The sequence below is a fragment of the Streptomyces sp. NPDC032091 genome (assembly GCF_055580265.1).
The window spans coordinates 81,652-98,005 of record NZ_JBVILR010000017.1; the positions used below are offsets into that span (position 1 = coordinate 81,652).

Genomic DNA, 16,354 nt, shown 5'->3' on the forward strand with positions numbered 1-16,354 from the left:
CACTGCCCACGAACACCGATGGCATGGCATGCCCATGCCGGACACGACGTGACACGCAGCGGGGGGCGGAGGGACATGGCGGACCTGGAGCTGGGCCCCGTCCGCGTGTCCACGACCCCCCGCACCCCCGACCCCGAGCGCTACCAACTGGCCCTCGTCACCGGTGACCTCGTCCTCTGCGACACCTCCCACCCCTACGGCCCCGGCGCCCCGCCACCCCGCACGGTGGTGCTCCAACTCCCCCGCGCCGCCCTCCCCTTCCGCCCGGAACGGGTCGACCGGCTGCTCGCCCAGCGGATCCCCGCCACCCGCGGCACCGGCGCCGCCCTGGCCCAGTTCCTCGGCAGCGTCGGCGCCCACGCCCGCGGCTGCGGCGAACGCGAACTGGCCCGCCTCGGCTCCGCCGCCCTCGGCCTCGCCACCGCCTGCCTCGCCGAACGCCTCGACGTGTACGACGACCTCCCCGCCGAGGCCCGCGAGGAAGCCCTGCTGCGGCAGATCGACGCCTACATCGAGCACAACCTCGGCGACCCGGAACTCACCCCCGGCGCCGTGGCCGCCCGCCACCACATCTCCCTGCGCCGCCTGCACCTGCTCTTCCAGGGTCGCCCCGCCGGCGTCGCCGCCACCATCCGCGTCCGCCGCCTGGCCGCCGCCCGCGCCGACCTGCTCCGCCCCGACCTCAACCGCCGCCCGGTGCACTCGATCGCCGCCCGCTGGGGCTTCAGCAGCGCCGCCGTCTTCAGCCGCGCGTTCCGCCAGGCCTACGGGACCAGCCCGACGGAACTGCGCCGCAAACGCGTTGCGCGCAAGGTCAACGATCCTTGCGCGCAACGCACATGCCGCCGAGCGGCACCGGCCTAAGATCGCCTTTCGGCCATCAGCCGGCACCTGCCGCCGGTCAGGCCCGGTCCTCGTCGATCGGGATCTGCGTCCGGCCGGGGCCTCTGCCGTTCACGGGGGTGACGGCAGAGGCCTTCTCCTCCCCCTCCCCCTTCTGCCGGTCGGCCATCGACGCCAGCAGCTGACGGGCCACCCCCAGCCCCGTACCGCCCATCGTCAGGGCCTTCGCGAACATCTCCGACATCCCCTCGGCCCCGTTGAGCAGCACCATGTGCTCGACGTTGCCGAAGGCGCCCGCGCCCGCCTCGACGATCGCCGGCCAGTTCTCGGCGAGCTGCTGGGCGACCACCGCCTCCTGGTTCTCCGCGAGCGCCGCGGCCCGCGCCTTGATCGCCTCCGCCTCGGCCAGACCCTTGGCCTTCGCCGCCTCCGCCTGCGCGAGACCGTTCGCCCGCGCCGACTCGGCCGCCGCGAGGCCCTTGGCCTGGGTGGCCGCCGCCTCCGCCTCACCGCTGACGCGGGTGGCGGTGGCCGCCGCGTGCCCGCGCGCCTCGGTGGCCTGGGCCTCGGCGGCCGCGGCCGTCTTGACCCGGGTCGCCTCGGCGGCCGCCGCCAGCTCGGTCTCCTTCGCCTTGGCCTGCGCCGCCGAGATGCGGGCGTCGCGCTCCGCCTCGGCGAGCGTCCTCGTCTGGTAGGCGGCCGCGTCCGCGGGCTTGCGCACGTCCGCCTGGAGCTGCTGCTCCCGCCGGTGCGCCTCCAGCTCCGCGACCCGGGTCTCCTGGACGACGACCTCCTGGCGGGCGGCCGCCTCGGACAGCGGGCCCGCCTGCCGGGCGGTGGCCGCGGCCTTGTCCCGTTCGGCCTGGTAGCCGGCCTGGAGGATCTCGCTGTCCCGGGTGGCCTCGGCCATCCGGGCGAAGGCCGTCTGCTCGGCCTCGGTCGCCAGCCGGTTGGCCTCGGCCTGCGCGATGCGGGCGTCGCGCTGGACGGCGGCCGCGTGCGGCATGGCGAGGTTCTTGATGTACCCGGTCGGGTCCTCGATCTCGTGGATCTGGAGCGAGTCCACGATCAGCCCGAGCTTCTCCATCTCGGTCCCGCAGGCCGCCCGGGTCTGCCCGGTCAGCTTCTCCCGGTCGCGGATCATGTCCTCGACCGTCAGCCCGCCGACGATGGAGCGCAGATGGCCGGCGAAGACGATGTGCACGCGCTCGGGCATCATCTTCTGCTGGTCCAGGAAACGGCGCGCCGCGTTGGCGATGGACACGTAGTCGTCGCCGATCTTGAAGATCACGACGCCCTTGACCCGCAGCGGGATGCCCTGGTGGGTCACGCAGTCCACGTTCAGCTGCGTCTCGTTGAGGTCCAGCGACAGCTTGCGCACCGCCTGCACACCGGGCACCACGAGGGTGCCGCGGCCGGTGACGATCCGGAAGCCCATGCCCTCGCCGATGCCCTCGGTCTTGTGCGTGGAGCCGGAGATGACGAGCGCCTCGTTCGGTTCGGCCACCCGCCACATGAGCTTGAACAGGCCGATCAAGGCAATGAGTGCGGCGAGAACGACTCCCGCCACGACGCCGACAGCCATCGGCAACGCCCCCTTATCGCGGTGCCGTTCGGCACCGACGGGGGTGAGTGTGCGCCCGTCGGGGGGTGGTGGAGAAGTGGCTGGATCATTCTTGTCGCCATCTTGATACGAGGGCGGCCGTCAGTCCTCGGCGTCAGTCCTCGTAGACCGCCATCACGTAGACGGTGCGCGGGGGCTGGTGCTCGACGATCGTGACGACGGCCCCGACCCCGATCCGGGCGCTCTCCCCCGGGGCGGGATGCGCGAGGAAGTGCTCGGCGCCGCCGCGGATGTGCACGATGACCTCCCCGACGAGCCCCGGCCCGACGGCCCCGGTCACCCGCCCGGTCATCCCCACCATGTCCATGCCCCGAGCGTACGTGCGCACCGCCGCGCGTCGCTACGAGTGGCCGAGGTCCTCGGACGGGACGTCGGACGGCTCCGGCACCGAGCCGGTGCCGGCGGCCGGCCGCAGCGGGAACTCGTCCAGGGCCATGGAGTCCAGCACCGGCTCCGCCGGCCTCGGCGGCTTCGGCATCACCGCCGCCTCCGAATGCCCGCCGCACCCGTACGAGAGCGACACCAGCCGCCCGTCCGCGGGACCGAACTCGTTCGCGCAGACCCCGAACGCCTGCCCCAGCGACCCCCCGATGGCCACCAGGAAGCCGCAGGACACGCACGACGCCGGCGCGGCCTGCGCCATGGGCGTCTTCGCCCCGAAGGACTCGTCCCAGCGGTCGGCGGCCGTGTGCAGCCCGTACCGGGACAGCACCCGCGCACGCCGCATGCCCAGCTCTTCCGCCACGGCCGTGATCGACCCGCGGGCGGGCACGACGGCCCGGTCGGTGACGTCGGCGTCCTCCGCCTCCACCAGTTCGGCCATCTCCGCCGAGACCATCGAGTTCGGCGGGGCCGCGTCCTCGCCGGTGTACCCGGGCTCCAGCCGCAGGTCCTCGGCGTCCGTCGGGAGCAGGTCGCCCGGACCCATGTCCCCCGGACGCAGCCGCTCGCTCCACGGCACCCACTCCGGCGCGAGCAGGGCGTCGTCACCCGGCAGCAGCACCGTTTCGTCCAGGGTGACGTTCTTGGCGCGCGACGCACGGGTGACGGTGACGGCCCAGCGCCAGCCCCGGTAGCCCGCTTCCTCGCACTCGAAGAAGTGGGTGACGACCCGGTCGCCCTCCGCTACGACGGAGACGTGCTCGCCCACCGCTCCGGGGTAGGCGGCCTCCTCGGCCGCCTCGCGGGCGAGCTCCACGGCCTCGGCGCACAGGCGGTCGGGGGCGGGGGTACGCGGGGTACGGCTTCGCGTCGTCGCAGCACTCACAGGTCTCGTTCTCTCCTACGCCGTCTCACGAGTGCGCCGTCCGTACTGTCGTCCACAACGACCCGTCGGTCTCGTCCGTACGTAGCGCGGGCGGAGCGGACCAGAGGGCCGCGTCGACGTCCGCGCCCCGATCGGCCTCGGGCGCACCCCATGTGATCCATTCTGCGGGATCGCGAAGAGGCGCGCGGCCAAGAGCAACCGCCGGTGGCGCGCTACGCACGCTACCTCCTCCGACGCCTTCGGCCCACATGCAAGGTCCGATTCGCGGACATCGGGAGCACCCGGACCACCCCCCGACGACCCTCCGGACGCGCCGGGACGGGTCCCGGCGGGCGGTCTGGGGCACTATGGCCAGGTGGCTCCCGCACGGTCGTCCGCAGACGGCTCGGGACCGGCCAGGCGGGCCGGCCGGGCTGTCGGGCGTGCCCTGCACCTCCCGTTCACCGGTACGGCGCGCGGGATCCGGCGCGTCACGCACGCCCACGGGGCCGGGGAATCGGGGCTCGGCCGGCTGATCGAGCTGCACGCGATCAACGGCGCCGGCGACGTCATGATCACGGTCGCGCTCGCCTCCACCGTCTTCTTCTCCGTTCCCACGGACGAGGCACGCGGACGGGTGGCGCTCTACCTGGCCATCACCATGGCCCCCTTCACCCTGCTGGCCCCGGTGATCGGCCCCCTCCTGGACCGGCTGCCGCACGGGCGGCGGGCGGCGATGGCGGGCGCGATGCTGACACGGGCGCTGCTCGCGGTGATGATGTCGGGCGCGGTGGCGACGGGCGGCCTGGAGCTGTACCCGGCGGCGCTGGGCGTCCTGGTCGCCTCCAAGGCGTACGGCGTCGTACGCAGCGCCGTGGTCCCGCGCCTCCTGCCGGCGGGGTTCTCCCTCGTCAAGGCGAACTCCCGGGTCACCCTGGCCGGCCTCCTCGCGACGGGCGCGGCGGCGCCGGTGGGGGCCGGGCTGCACGCGCTCGGGCCGCCGTGGCCGCTGTACGGGGCCTGCGCGGTCTTCGTGGGGGGGACGTTCGCGGCGTTCCAGCTGCCGCACAAGGTGGACGACGCCAAGGGCGAGCGGCGGGCCCGCCTGTCCACCCACGAGGCGCACTCGAAGCGGCCCGGGCTGCGGACGGTGAGCCGCCCGGTGCTGTGCGGGCTGCTGGCGAACGCGGCGATGCGGGCACTGTCCGGGTTCCTGATCTTCTTCCTGGCGTTCCTGCTGCGCGAGCACCCGCTGGGCGGCCAGAGCGCGGCGGTCTCGCTCGGCATCGTGGGCGCCACGGCGGGTGTGGGCAACGCGTGCGGCACGGCGGTGGGGGCGTGGCTGCGGGCCCGGGCCCCCGAGGCGATCGTGGCGGCGGTCCTGGCCGCCACCCTGGGGGTGGCGGTCCTCGCGGCGCTGCTCTTCAGCGGCCCGCTCATGGCGGTCCTGGCCGGCACGGCGGGCTTCTGCCAGGCGCTGGCGAAGCTGTCCCTGGACGCGATGATCCAGCGCGACGTCCCGGAGGCCGTCCGCACGTCGGCCTTCGCCCGCTCGGAGACGCTGCTGCAGATGGCGTGGGTACTGGGCGGCGGGATCGGCATCGCCCTCCCCCTGAACGGCGTCCTGGGCATGGCGGTGGCGTCCGCCATGGTCGCCCTGGGCACGGCGATCGCCCTCCGCGGCTTCCTCACCGCCCGCCACCCCCGCGGCTCCGCGCGTTCCAGCCCCGCCGGCGTTTGAGGCGCCGGGGGTCCGGGGGCGGAGCCCCCGTGCGACCCCGCCCGGCAGCCCCCCGCCCCCCGCGGAGCGCAAGGGCACGCCGCCCCGTACCCCCCGTGCGGCGACGCGGCCCACCGGCCAGATAGCCTTCGGCTCATGACCGCACCGCTTTTCCCGGGTAGGGCCCGCCGCAGCGTCGCGGCCCTCGGAGCCGTGTCCGCCGGCCTCCTCCTCCTGTCCGCCTGCGACAAGCCGACGCCGCTCGCGACCGTGACCGTCGGCAGCTCGTCGGTGTCCGCCGAGTCCGCGTGCCGCGCCGACAACGGCGACAACGGCAAGGAGCTCTCCATGGACAAGGTCCAGGAGTGCCTCACCGGCCGCAAGGACGCCAAGACCATCGAGTACGGCCGCGGCGACACGCTGCGCCTCGGCGTCGAGCCGAAGGTCGTCGAGGACGGCAAGAAGTGGCAGGCGGTCCTCGACGGCCAGCCGATCACCGAGCCCTCCGCGAACACCTACCGCAGCTTCGCGGGCGCCGACGTCTTCGCGACCGGCGGCCAGGGCGAGGCGCCCCAGTCGAAGATGCTGAGCTTCGTGCAGGTCGGCGAGGACGGCAAGCCGCTCGCCGTCTGGTCCTTCAAGCTCAAGCTCAAGAAGTAAGCGGCGGCGGCGCAGCGTGCGCGCGCTGATCGTGACCGCGGTGGCCGCGGAGGCCGAGTCCGCGGCCTCCGGGCTCACCCCTCATCAGGACCCGGTCACGCCCGAGCCGCGCACCCTGCCCGGGGGGTACCTCATCACCCGCCGGGACCTGCCCGGCCTCGCCGCCGACGTGCTCGTCGGCGGTGTCGGCCCGGCCTCCGCCGCGGCCGCCACGGCCACCGCGCTCGCGCTGGCCGACTACTCGCTCGTCATCTCCGCCGGCATCGGCGGCGGGTTCGCCCCCGCCGCCCCGCTCGGTTCGCTCGTGGTCGCCGACGCGCTCGTCGCCGCCGACCTGGGGGCCGAGACCGCCGAGGGCTTCGTCCCCGTGCAGGAGCTCGGCTTCGGCCGCAGCGTGCACCTTCCGCCCGCCGACCTGGCCGCCGTGGCCGCGGAGGCCACCGGGGCGCTGCTCGCGCCCGTCCTCACCGTCTCCACCGTCACCGGCAGCGCCGCCCGCGCCGCCGAGCTCGCCGCCCGGCACCCGCTCGCGGGGGCCGAGGCGATGGAGGGTTTCGGGGTCGCGGAGGCGGCCGCCGCGCACGGGCTGCCGGTGCTGGAGATCCGCGCCGTGTCCAACGCCGTCGGGCCGCGCGACCGGGCCGCCTGGCGGATCGGGGACGCGCTGGCCGCCCTCGCCGACGGGTTCCGCGCGCTGGGCCCTGTACTCGTCACCTGGGGAGAACGCCATGACCGCGACCGCTGACCGCACGCCCGACCGCACCCCGCCGATCACCCTCGACATCGCCTACTCGCCCTGCCCGAACGACACGTTCGTCTTCGACGCCTGGGCGCACGGCCGCGTCCCGGGGGCGCCCGCCCTCGATGTGACCTTCGCCGACATCGACGTCACCAACGGGATGGCCGAGCGCGGCGAGCTGGACGTGCTGAAGGTGTCGTACGCGGTGCTGCCGTGGGTGCTGGAGGAGTACGCGCTGCTGCCCTGCGGCGGGGCGCTGGGGCGCGGCTGCGGCCCGCTGGTGCTGACCCGGGAGCCGGGGCTGGACCTGACGGGGAAGACGGTCGCGGTGCCGAGCGAGCGCTCCACCGCCTACCTGCTGTTCCGGCTGTGGGCGGCGGACGTGCTGCCCGAGGGGGTCGGCGAGGTCGTCGTCCTGCCGTTCCACGAGATCATGCCGGCGGTGCGTGACCGGCGGGTGGACGCCGGGCTGGTCATCCACGAGGCCCGGTTCACCTATCAGGAGTACGGGCTGCACTGCCTGGCCGACATGGGCGAGCACTGGGAGTCCACCACCGGCCTGCCGATCCCGCTGGGCGCGATCATCGCCAAGCGCTCGCTGGGCGCGGACGTGCTGCGGGCGCTGGCCGAGGCGGCCCGTACGTCGGTGCGGATGGCGTGGGAGGACCCCGAGGCGTCCCGGCCGTACGTCCGGGCGCACGCGCAGGAGCTGGACCCGAAGGTCGCCGACCAGCACATCGGGCTGTATGTCAACGAGTTCACGGCCGACCTGGGCGAGGCCGGCTACGCGGCCGTGCGCGGGCTGCTCACCAGGGCCGCGGCCGAGGGTCTGGTTCCGGCCATCGGACCGGACGCGCTGGCCTTCCCGTAGCCGCGCGCCCCGCACGCGCCGGTGCCCCGTCGCTCGGGCGAGCGGCGGGGCACCGGCGTACGCGCGGGGAAACGGTCGGACGGTCAGACGTCGAGCTGGTCGGCCACCGCGCGCAGCAGGCCGGCGATCTTCGCGCCGTGCGCCCGGTCGGGGTAGCGGCCGCGTTCCAGCATGGGCGTGATGTTCTCCAGCAGGGTCGTCAGGTCCTGCACGATCGAGGCGAGCTCGTCGGGCTTGCGCCGCTGCGCGGCCGCCACGGAAGGCGTCGGCTCCAGCACGACCACCGAAAGCGCCTGGTCACCGCGCTGCCCCGCGACGACGCCGAACTCGACGCGCTGCCCGGGCTTGAGCGCGTCGACTCCATCGGGGAGCACCGACGAGTGCACGAAGACGTCTCCGCCGTCGTCGCGGGAGAGAAAGCCGAAGCCCTTCTCGCTGTTGAACCACTTGACCTTGCCGGTAGGCACGTCCGTCCTCTGTCCTTGTGCTCGTCGGGTCCGGTGTGCCGAGGTGAACGGCTCCGGATAGCAGTACAGCGGGTCCTTCGACCCGCCTCCTCCAGGCTAATGGTCCTGAAACGGGTGACAAGACGTTCCCCGGTCCTTCGCGCTGGACCGCTTCGGCCAGGGAACTACCCTGGTGGCGTGACTGTTACTCCTCACCCCGACGAAGCACGGCCCGACGAGGCACGGCCCGGCGACGGACTGGTCAAGGCCGGCGGCGTCGTCTTCATCGTCGGCGCCGTGGCGACGCTCGTGACGATGGCTCCGCTGTTCCTGGGCACCGACCCGTTCCCGTCGTACGCGTGGGCGGTGTGCATGCTCATGGGCGTCGGCTTCGCGGTCTCCGCGGCGGGCGTGCTCCGCTCGGTGGCGGCCCAGCGCCGGGCGGCCCGGGCGTCCCAGGCCGCCTGACGCCCCCGTAGCCGGACCGGGGTCAGGCCGCGTCGCGGGTGCGGACGTACGCTTCCAGCCACTGGGGCAGCGCGGTGAGGTCGTCCAGCACCACGTCGGCGCCGGCCTCGCGCAGCTCCGACGCCGCGCACGGGCCGGTGGCCACGGCGACCGACAGGGCGCCGGCCGTCCGCGCGCCGCGTACGTCGCCGATGTGGTCGCCGACGTACACCTGCGCGCCGTACTCCTGCAGCGCCTTGGCCTTGGCCTCGGCCCACAGCCAGCCGATGACGGCGTCGGCCTCTATCCCGAGGTGGTCGAGGTGCTGGCGGGCGTTGGGCTCGTTCTTCGCCGTGACGACGATGGCCCGGCCGCCGAGCGCCTGGACGGCCTTGACCGCCTCGCGGGCACCGGTCATCGCGGGCGTCCGCTCGATGGCGTGCGCCGGATACACCTCGCGGTAGAGGTCCGCCATCGCGGGGATCTCCTCCTGCGGGAACCAGTAGGCGAGCTCCTCCTCCAGCGGGGGGCCGAGCCGCGTGATCGCCAGGTCGGCGTCGATGAACGCCCCGGTCTTCGCGGAGACCGCCTGCCACGCCGCCTTGATGCCGGGGCGGGAGTCGATGAGCGTCATGTCGAGGTCGAAGCCGACGGTGAGCTGCGGGGAGATGTGGGAGGTCATAGCGCCATTGTGCCGAGGCTCCAGCCGACTGGGTGAACCTGAGGGGACGTTGGCTGGTCCCTTAGGGAGATTTGGCGAAATGTCAGCTATCGCCCTATTTGCGGGCACCCGTTTGCCTTTTCACCTCCGCCGGCCGCGCCACATCAGGTAGACCGCCAGGGCGGCGCCCGCCGCACGGGCCAGGGCGGGCCACATCGACTGGAAGGCCGGCCCCACCTGCGCGGCCGCCAGCGCCTCGCCCCAGCGGCCCGTGCTCCGGCCCCACAGCCACAGCACCCCCGCGGTGAACACCCCGGCGGGCACGCCGAGGACCACCCACTTGCGCTCCAGCGGCCCGAGCACGCGCGACGCGTACGCCAGCAGCGCGCCCGCCCCGAGCAGCAGCCAGTACCCGGTGAGCGCCCCCACCGCCAGCAGCACCGCCGCCAGCAGGAGGAAGCCGTGCGGGCGGGGGCGCGATCCCTTGGCCGGCCCGGCGGCCTTGGCGGCGGCGTCCTTCCGCGCGGGGTCCTGCGCCCCCGCCTGCGCCCGCCGCTCGCGCCGCTGCCGCAGGTGGCGCAGCAGACCACCACCGGCCCCGCCGGCCGAGGGCGCCCCGGGCGGCTCGGCGGCCCCCGCTCCGGCCTCCTCCTCCCCCGGCAGGCCCAGCAGCTCCGGGATCTCGATCCCGCCCGCGAACCCCTCGACCTGCGGCCCGCGCCCGGTCGACGGCAGCCGCCACCAGTCGGGTTCGCCGTCCGCGGAGGACCCGCCGAGCTCGTCCAGCCCCGCCAGGTGCGGCGGCACGTTCCGCGGCTCCGGGGCCGAAGCGGGCTTCGCGCCGGCCCGCCGCCGGTTCCCGCGCTGCTGCGGCACCGCGACCGGCGGCTCGGGGACGGGAGCGGGGGCGGCCTCCGCCGCGCCGCGCCGCGCCGCCTCCTCCAGGACCTCCTCCGGCGTGCCGAGCCGCCGCAGGACGGCCCGTACCGCCTCCGGCGTCTCCGGCTCGAACCGTGCCCGCCGCCGGTCGATCTCGTCGCGCAGCCCCGACACGAGCCGCATCCGGTCCCCCGACGACAGCTGCCGCTGCTGCGCCAAGTCCCCGACCCGGCTCAGGTATGCGTAGACCAGATGGTCGCTCTCGATCCCCACGCCCCAGAAGGTAGCGCGTGCACGCGTGGAGCTGCCGTCGGCGCAACGGATACCGTTGCCCGGATGGGGACCGGCCGACGACCGGCCGACGTGACCAGGAGGCGAGCACCGTGCCCGAGGGAAGTCCACAGGGAAGCGCCGCGGAAGGCATCACCGAAGGCGGCGCGGACGGCCGCGCGGACGGCCACGCGGACGGCCGCGCGGACGCCGGCGCGGAAGCCCCCGCCGGTCCCGCGCCCGGCGGCCCCGCCCCCCAGCCCGCCCGCTCCCTCGCCGAGGCACTGCGCGCCCGCGACGACGCCGCGCTCGCCGCACTGCTGCACGCCCGCCCCGACCTGCTGAACCCGGTCCCCGGCGACATCACGCAGCTGGCCACCCGCGCCGGCACCCGGGCCTCCGTGGTCCGCGCCCTGGACCGCCTCGACCGGTTCGCGCTCCAGACGGCCGAGGCCCTCGCGGTCGCCCCCGACCCGTGCCCGTACCCGGTGCTGGAGGAACTCCTCACCGGCACCGGCGGCGGCACCGGCGGCGAGGGCACGGAAGGCGGCACGGCGCGCGCGGCCCGCGAGGCCCTCCCCCGCGCCCTGGGCACCCTGCGCGACCAGGCCCTGGTGTGGGGCGACGACGAACGGCTGCGCCTGGTCCGCACCGCCCGGGAACTGCTCGCCCCCTCCGCGCAGCGGCCCTCCCCGACCGGGCTCGGCCCGACCGTCGCCGAGGCCACGGCGGGGATGTCCCCGACCCGGATCCAGGAGATCGTCGCGGCCGCCGGGCTGCCGGCCACCCATGACCCCGTCTCGGCGGTGGCCGCCCTCACCGGGCTGTTCACCGACCCGGTGCGGATGTCGGCGCTGCTGGACCAGGCCCCGGCGGAGGCGCACCAGGTGCTGGGGCGGCTCGTGTGGGGGCCGCCGTACGGGGAGGTGACCCCGAACCCGGCGCCGCCGGTGCGCTGGCTGCGCGACCGCGGGCTGCTGCTGCCGGCCTCCGCGCGCACCGTCGTACTGCCCCGCGAAGTGGCCCTGCACCTGCGGGGCGGGCTGGCGCACCGGCGGACCGAGCCGGTCCCGCCGCCAGTCGGCGTGCACCGCGAGCACCGTCCACAGCTTGTGGACGCCAACGCCGCCGGGCAGGCGCTCGCCGCGCTGGCCACGGTCGAGGAACTGGTGAAGTCCTGGGAACACACCGGCCCGTTGGTGCTGCGGGCCGGCGGGCTGGCCGTACGCGACCTCAAGCGGGCGGCGTCCGTCCTGGACACCACCGAGCAGGCGGCCGCGTTCTGGATCGAACTCGCCTACGCCGCCGGGCTGCTGGCCAGCGACGGCGAGCCCGACGAGCGGTACGCGCCCACCCCCGCCTTCGACGACTGGTGCGAACTGCCGCCCGCCGCCCGCTGGTCGGAGCTGGCCTCGGCCTGGCTGGCCGCCACCCGCACCGCCGGGATGGTCGGCGAACAGGACGCCAAGGGCCGCACCCTGTCGGCGCTCGGCCCCGACCTGGACCGTTCGCCCGCGCCCGAGGTGCGCCGCCGGGTCCTCACCCTCCTCGCCGCCCTCCCCGAGGGCGGCGCCCCCGACCCGGACGCGCTGCTGGACCGGCTCGCGTGGGAGCGCCCGGAGCGCGGTACGAGCGACCTGCGGGCCCGCCTCGCGCACTGGACCCTGCACGACGCGGAGGTACTGGGCGTCACCGGCCGGGGCGCGCTCAGCGCGTTCGGCCGGGCCCTGCTGGAGGGCCGCGACCCGGCACCGCTGCTGGCACCGCTGCTGCCGGAGCCGGTGGACCACGTCCTGCTCCAGGCCGACCTGACGGCGGTGGCGCCCGGGCCGCTGCGCCGCCCGCTGGGCGACGTCCTGGCCGTGCTGGCCGACGTGGAGTCCAAGGGCGGGGCGACGGTGTACCGGTTCACCCCGGGTTCGGTGCGCCGGGCCCTGGACTCCGGGCAGACCGCCTCCGACCTGCACGCCTTCCTCGCCGAGCACAGCCGCACCCCGGTGCCGCAGCCGCTGGCGTACCTGATCGACGACGTGGCCCGGCGGCACGGGCACCTGCGCGTGGGCGCGGCCTCCTCGTACGTGCGCTGCGACGACGACGCCATGCTCGGCGAGATCCTGGCCGACAAGCGCTCGGCGGGCCTGGGGCTGCGCCGGCTCGCCCCGACGGTGCTGGCGGCGCAGGCCGAACCGGGCGCGCTGCTCGACGGGCTGCGGGCCATGGGCTACGCCCCGGCGGCGGAGTCCCGTACGGGTGACGTGCTGGTGGCGCGGGCGGCCGCGTACCGCACCCCGGAGCGCACGGCGCCGGTGCCGGTCCCGGACGGGCCGCCGGTGCCGGACGCGACCCTGCTGGGCGCGGCGGTACGGGCGGTCCGCGCGGGCGACCTGGCGGCGACGGCGGTCCGCAAGGAGCCGGCCGGGCCGTCGGCCGCGCCGGCGCCGGGCGAGCTGCCGCGCACCAGCGCGGCGGAGACCCTGGCGACCGTGCAGGCGGCCGCGCTGACCGGGTCGGCGGTGTGGATCGGGTACGTCAACGCCGAGGGCGGGGCGAGCCAGCGGGTCATCGCCCCGGTGCGGGTGGAGGGCGGCTTCGTCACCGGCTACGACCACACGGCCGACGAGGTCCGCACGTACGCCCTGCACCGGATCACGGGCGTGGCGGAACTGGCGGAGGACCAGGTCTAGCGGCGCCTCGCAGAGGAAAAACGGCTGGCGGGACGGGGTGCGCGCGCCGCACCCTGACCGCATGCAGGAAACCGGGCAGACCCCCACGCGCCAGATCCGCGCCGCGCACACCGCCACCACCCTGACGGTGTACCAGGCGTACTCCCCCGCCCTCGGCCTGCCGGCGGCCCGCGACGGCCGCTTCCCGCCCGCGTGGAAGCGGGAGCGGATGACGTGGATCAAGCCCTCGTTCCTGTGGATGATGTACCGCTGCGGCTGGGCCGCGAAGGAGGGCCAGGAGACGGTGCTGGCCGTCGAGATCAGCCGCGAGGGCTTCGACGGGGCCCTGGCGCAGGCCTGCCTGTCGCACTACGCACCGGGCGTGCACACCGACCGCGCGACCTGGAAGAGGACCCTGTCCCGCTCCCCGGTCCGCGTCCAGTGGGACCCCGAGCGCGACCCGCACCTGAACCCGCTGCCCCACCGGTCCCTCCAGCTGGGCCTGTCGGGCCCGGCGTCGCGGGCCTACGCCGACGAATGGACGGTCGCCATCCGCGACGTCACCCCGCTGGTCCGCGAGATCCACGGCCTGCTGCGCGCCGGCGACACCGACGCGGCCCGCGCCCTGCTCCCGGTGGAGACCCCGTACCCGTCGGGCCCGCTGCCCCACCTCGGGGCGTAGGCGACCGGCGCGGGACCCGCGGATCCCCGGCGGTACGGCAGACTGGAGGTTTGGCCGCCCGCGCCCGGGCGGCCGCCACCCCGCCGGAAAGGGACCAGGCGTGAACGGGCCTCTCATCGTCCAGAGCGACAAAACCCTCCTCCTGGAGGTCGACCACGAGCTCGCCGGTGCCGCGCGCCGGGCCATCGCGCCCTTCGCCGAACTGGAGCGGGCGCCCGAGCACATCCACACGTACCGGATCACCCCGCTGGGGCTGTGGAACGCGCGGGCCGCCGGCCACGACGCCGAGCAGGTCGTCGACGCGCTCGTGGAGTTCTCCCGCTATCCCGTCCCGCACGCGCTGCTCGTCGACGTGGCCGAGACGATGGCCCGCTACGGGCGGCTCACCCTCTCCAAGCACCCCGTCCACGGGCTGGTGCTGACCAGCACGGACCGGCCCGTGCTGGAGGAGATCCTGCGCTCGAAGCGGATCACCCCGCTGGTCGGGGCGCGGCTCGACGCCGACACGGTGGCCGTGCACCCGTCGGAGCGCGGGCAGATCAAGCAGACGCTGCTCAAGCTGGGCTGGCCGGCCGAGGACCTCGCCGGGTACGTGGACGGCGAGGCGCACCCGATCGAGCTGGAGGAGAACGGCTGGGCGCTGCGACCGTACCAGGCGCAGGCCGTCGAGGGGTTCTGGCACGGCGGGTCCGGGGTGGTCGTGCTGCCCTGTGGCGCGGGCAAGACGCTGGTCGGGGCCGGGGCGATGGCGAAGGCCAAGGCGACCACGCTGATCCTGGTGACGAACACGGTCTCCGCGCGGCAGTGGAAGCACGAGCTGGTGAAGCGGACCTCGCTGACGGAGGAGGAGATCGGCGAGTACTCGGGGACGCGCAAGGAGATCCGTCCCGTCACGATCGCCACCTACCAGGTCCTCACCACCAAGCGGAAGGGCGTCTATCCGCACCTGGAGCTGTTCGACTCGCGGGACTGGGGGCTGATCCTCTACGACGAGGTGCACCTGCTGCCGGCGCCCGTCTTCAAGTTCACCGCAGACCTCCAGGCCCGTCGCCGGCTGGGGCTGACGGCGACGCTGGTGCGCGAGGACGGCCGGGAGTCGGACGTGTTCTCGCTGATCGGGCCGAAGCGGTTCGACGCGCCGTGGAAGGAGATCGAGGCGCAGGGCTACATCGCGCCCGCCGACTGCGTCGAGGTGCGGGTCAACCTCACCGAGTCGGAGCGGCTGGCGTACGCGACGGCCGAGACGGAGGAGAAGTACCGCTTCTGCGCGACCACCGCGACGAAGCGGAAGGTCACCGAGGCGCTGGTGCGCAAGCACCAGGGCGAGCAGACGCTGGTCATCGGGCAGTACATCGACCAGCTCGACGAGCTGGGCGAGCACCTGGACGCGCCGGTCATCAAGGGCGAGACCTCCAACGCGCAGCGCGAGAAGCTCTTCGACGCCTTCCGCGAGGGCGAGATCAACGTGCTGGTCGTGTCGAAGGTCGCGAACTTCTCCATCGACCTGCCCGAGGCCACCGTCGCCATCCAGGTGTCGGGCACCTTCGGGTCCCGGCAGGAGGAGGCGCAGCGCCTGGGCCGGGTGCTGCGGCCGAAGGCGGACGGGCACGAGGCCCGGTTCTACTCGGTCGTGGCGCGCGACACGATCGACCAGGACTTCGCCGCCCACCGCCAGCGCTTCCTGGCGGAACAGGGCTACGCCTACCGGATCATGGACGCCGACGAGCTGCTGGCGGGTGACTGACCCGGCCGGTGTCCGGTGCCGCCGCCGACCGTCCCAGGGGTGACCTCGGGGCGGGGATCCGGGCCGCCGGCGCGCGGTGGCGGCGGCCGCGGAGGGCGGCCGCCGCCCTGGCCGCGAGGGCTGTGAGCGGCGGGACGGCCCACACCCACAGGTGCTCCCAGTGCAGCAGCGGGGCCCCGCCGGCCGCGGGCGGGCGGTGGGTCCAGAAGTCGGCGGATGCCTCCGGCAGGACCAGCGCGCCGAGCAGGGCGGTGCCGGTGAAGCCGGCCAGGGCGGTCAGTCCGGCCCGGACCCGCCCGGTGAGCAGCAGGTACGGGACGAACACCGCCGGGGTGAGGGTGATCCCGGCGGCGGTGCCCAGCGCGAAGCCCTTGCCGAGCGCGGCGCGCGGCCGACCCAGGTCCCACAGGGCCAGGCAGGCCAGGGCCAGGTTGATCTGGCCGGGCAGCGGGCTCTGGAACAGGGGCTCCAGCCACAGCCCGGCGATGGTGGCGGCCAGGACGGGGCCCGGCCGGGCCCGTACCCCGGCGAGGCGGCAGGAGAGCAGGACCAGCAGGGCGAGCAGGCCGCCGCTCCCGAGGACGAGGACGGCCTTCAGCACACCGGCCGGCAGCCAGGCGGCGGGCGTGAACAGGATCGCGGCGAACGGCGGATAGCCGGCGGGCGGGTGCCAGTCGGCGGCGGAGAAGCCGCTGAGGACGGCGTCGGCGGCCGGGACGCGCAGGGCCACGCACAGGACGCCGAGGGCGAGCAGCGCCCCTGTGACCGGCAGGCCGGCGAGGGGCGACGGCGAGCGGTCGGGAGCGGGGCTGCGGGTCACGCGCGTGACCCTAGTGGATCAACGCACGGCCTCCGCCGG

16 protein-coding genes are annotated in these 16,354 nt (G+C 75.2%); 9 read left to right on the forward strand and 7 right to left on the reverse strand.

Going from position 1 to position 16,354, the window contains the following annotated elements:
- Positions 1-75 precede the first annotated feature (75 nt).
- Positions 76-864, forward strand: a complete 789-nt coding sequence (locus ACZ5NJ_RS25440) for a helix-turn-helix domain-containing protein (RefSeq protein WP_468767510.1) — start codon at positions 76-78, stop codon at positions 862-864.
- Positions 865-901: 37 nt separating this feature from the next.
- Here the strand turns inward: ACZ5NJ_RS25440 and ACZ5NJ_RS25445 are convergent, their stop codons facing one another.
- The 3 genes from ACZ5NJ_RS25445 to ACZ5NJ_RS25455 form a co-directional block, all read right to left on the reverse strand.
- Positions 902-2,428, reverse strand: a complete 1,527-nt coding sequence (locus ACZ5NJ_RS25445) for an SPFH domain-containing protein (protein WP_468767511.1) — start codon at positions 2,426-2,428, stop codon at positions 902-904.
- 133 nt (positions 2,429-2,561) lie between these two features.
- A complete protein-coding gene (locus ACZ5NJ_RS25450; protein ID WP_468767642.1) occupies positions 2,562-2,768 on the reverse strand; it encodes a hypothetical protein in 207 nt (68 codons plus the stop codon).
- A gap of 39 nt (positions 2,769-2,807) precedes the next feature.
- Entirely contained in the window at positions 2,808-3,734 is a 927-nt protein-coding gene (locus tag ACZ5NJ_RS25455) for a DUF3027 domain-containing protein (protein ID WP_468767512.1), read from the reverse strand.
- A 337-nt stretch (positions 3,735-4,071) separates the two neighbouring features.
- On the opposite strand from ACZ5NJ_RS25455, the gene ACZ5NJ_RS25460 reads away from it, so the two are divergent.
- The 4 genes from ACZ5NJ_RS25460 (at position 4,072) to ACZ5NJ_RS25475 (ending at position 7,703) form a co-directional block, all read left to right on the forward strand.
- Complete coding sequence (locus ACZ5NJ_RS25460) at positions 4,072-5,454, forward strand: MFS transporter (protein WP_468767643.1); 1,383 nt, start codon at positions 4,072-4,074, stop codon at positions 5,452-5,454.
- Positions 5,455-5,589: 135 nt separating this feature from the next.
- The gene (locus tag ACZ5NJ_RS25465) at positions 5,590-6,093 is read left to right on the forward strand and encodes a DUF2771 domain-containing protein (protein ID WP_468767513.1); all 504 of its coding nucleotides are present in this window, start codon (positions 5,590-5,592) and stop codon (positions 6,091-6,093) included.
- Between the two features lie 16 nt (positions 6,094-6,109).
- On the forward strand, positions 6,110-6,838 hold the full coding sequence (locus ACZ5NJ_RS25470) for a futalosine hydrolase (protein WP_468767514.1): 729 nt from the start codon (positions 6,110-6,112) through the stop codon (positions 6,836-6,838).
- Complete coding sequence (locus ACZ5NJ_RS25475) at positions 6,822-7,703, forward strand: 1,4-dihydroxy-6-naphthoate synthase (protein WP_468767515.1); 882 nt, start codon at positions 6,822-6,824, stop codon at positions 7,701-7,703. Before ACZ5NJ_RS25470 ends, ACZ5NJ_RS25475 begins: the two co-directional genes overlap by 17 nt.
- Positions 7,704-7,786: 83 nt before the next feature.
- Here ACZ5NJ_RS25475 and ACZ5NJ_RS25480 read toward each other — a convergent pair whose 3' ends face one another.
- Entirely contained in the window at positions 7,787-8,170 is a 384-nt protein-coding gene (locus ACZ5NJ_RS25480; RefSeq protein ID WP_351891093.1) for a cold-shock protein, read from the reverse strand.
- A gap of 177 nt (positions 8,171-8,347) precedes the next feature.
- Between ACZ5NJ_RS25480 and ACZ5NJ_RS25485 the strand changes: the two genes are divergently transcribed.
- On the forward strand, positions 8,348-8,617 hold the full coding sequence (locus ACZ5NJ_RS25485) for a hypothetical protein (protein WP_468767516.1): 270 nt from the start codon (positions 8,348-8,350) through the stop codon (positions 8,615-8,617).
- A gap of 22 nt (positions 8,618-8,639) precedes the next feature.
- Here the strand turns inward: ACZ5NJ_RS25485 and ACZ5NJ_RS25490 are convergent, their stop codons facing one another.
- On the reverse strand, positions 8,640-9,278 hold the full coding sequence (locus ACZ5NJ_RS25490) for an HAD family hydrolase (RefSeq protein WP_468767517.1): 639 nt from the start codon (positions 9,276-9,278) through the stop codon (positions 8,640-8,642).
- Positions 9,279-9,398: 120 nt separating this feature from the next.
- Positions 9,399-10,409 (reverse strand): hypothetical protein, encoded by a 1,011-nt coding sequence (locus ACZ5NJ_RS25495; protein WP_468767518.1) that lies wholly within the window; start codon positions 10,407-10,409, stop codon positions 9,399-9,401.
- Positions 10,410-10,690: 281 nt separating this feature from the next.
- On the opposite strand from ACZ5NJ_RS25495, the gene ACZ5NJ_RS25500 reads away from it, so the two are divergent.
- From ACZ5NJ_RS25500 to ACZ5NJ_RS25510, 3 genes are all read left to right on the forward strand, one after another.
- Positions 10,691-13,090 carry a helicase-associated domain-containing protein gene (locus ACZ5NJ_RS25500; protein ID WP_468767645.1) on the forward strand — a complete coding sequence of 800 codons (2,400 nt, stop codon included), beginning with the start codon at positions 10,691-10,693 and terminating at the stop codon, positions 13,088-13,090.
- Between the two features lie 61 nt (positions 13,091-13,151).
- Positions 13,152-13,751 carry a DUF4291 domain-containing protein gene (locus tag ACZ5NJ_RS25505; protein WP_468767519.1) on the forward strand — a complete coding sequence of 200 codons (600 nt, stop codon included), beginning with the start codon at positions 13,152-13,154 and terminating at the stop codon, positions 13,749-13,751.
- Positions 13,752-13,851: 100 nt separating this feature from the next.
- Positions 13,852-15,495 carry a DNA repair helicase XPB gene (locus tag ACZ5NJ_RS25510; RefSeq protein WP_468767520.1) on the forward strand — a complete coding sequence of 548 codons (1,644 nt, stop codon included), beginning with the start codon at positions 13,852-13,854 and terminating at the stop codon, positions 15,493-15,495.
- On the opposite strand, the gene ACZ5NJ_RS25515 is transcribed toward ACZ5NJ_RS25510, so the two are convergent.
- Positions 15,461-16,315 (reverse strand): glycosyltransferase 87 family protein, encoded by an 855-nt coding sequence (locus ACZ5NJ_RS25515; protein WP_468767521.1) that lies wholly within the window; start codon positions 16,313-16,315, stop codon positions 15,461-15,463. The genes ACZ5NJ_RS25510 and ACZ5NJ_RS25515 overlap by 35 nt on opposite strands.
- Between the last annotated feature and the right edge of the window lie 39 nt (positions 16,316-16,354).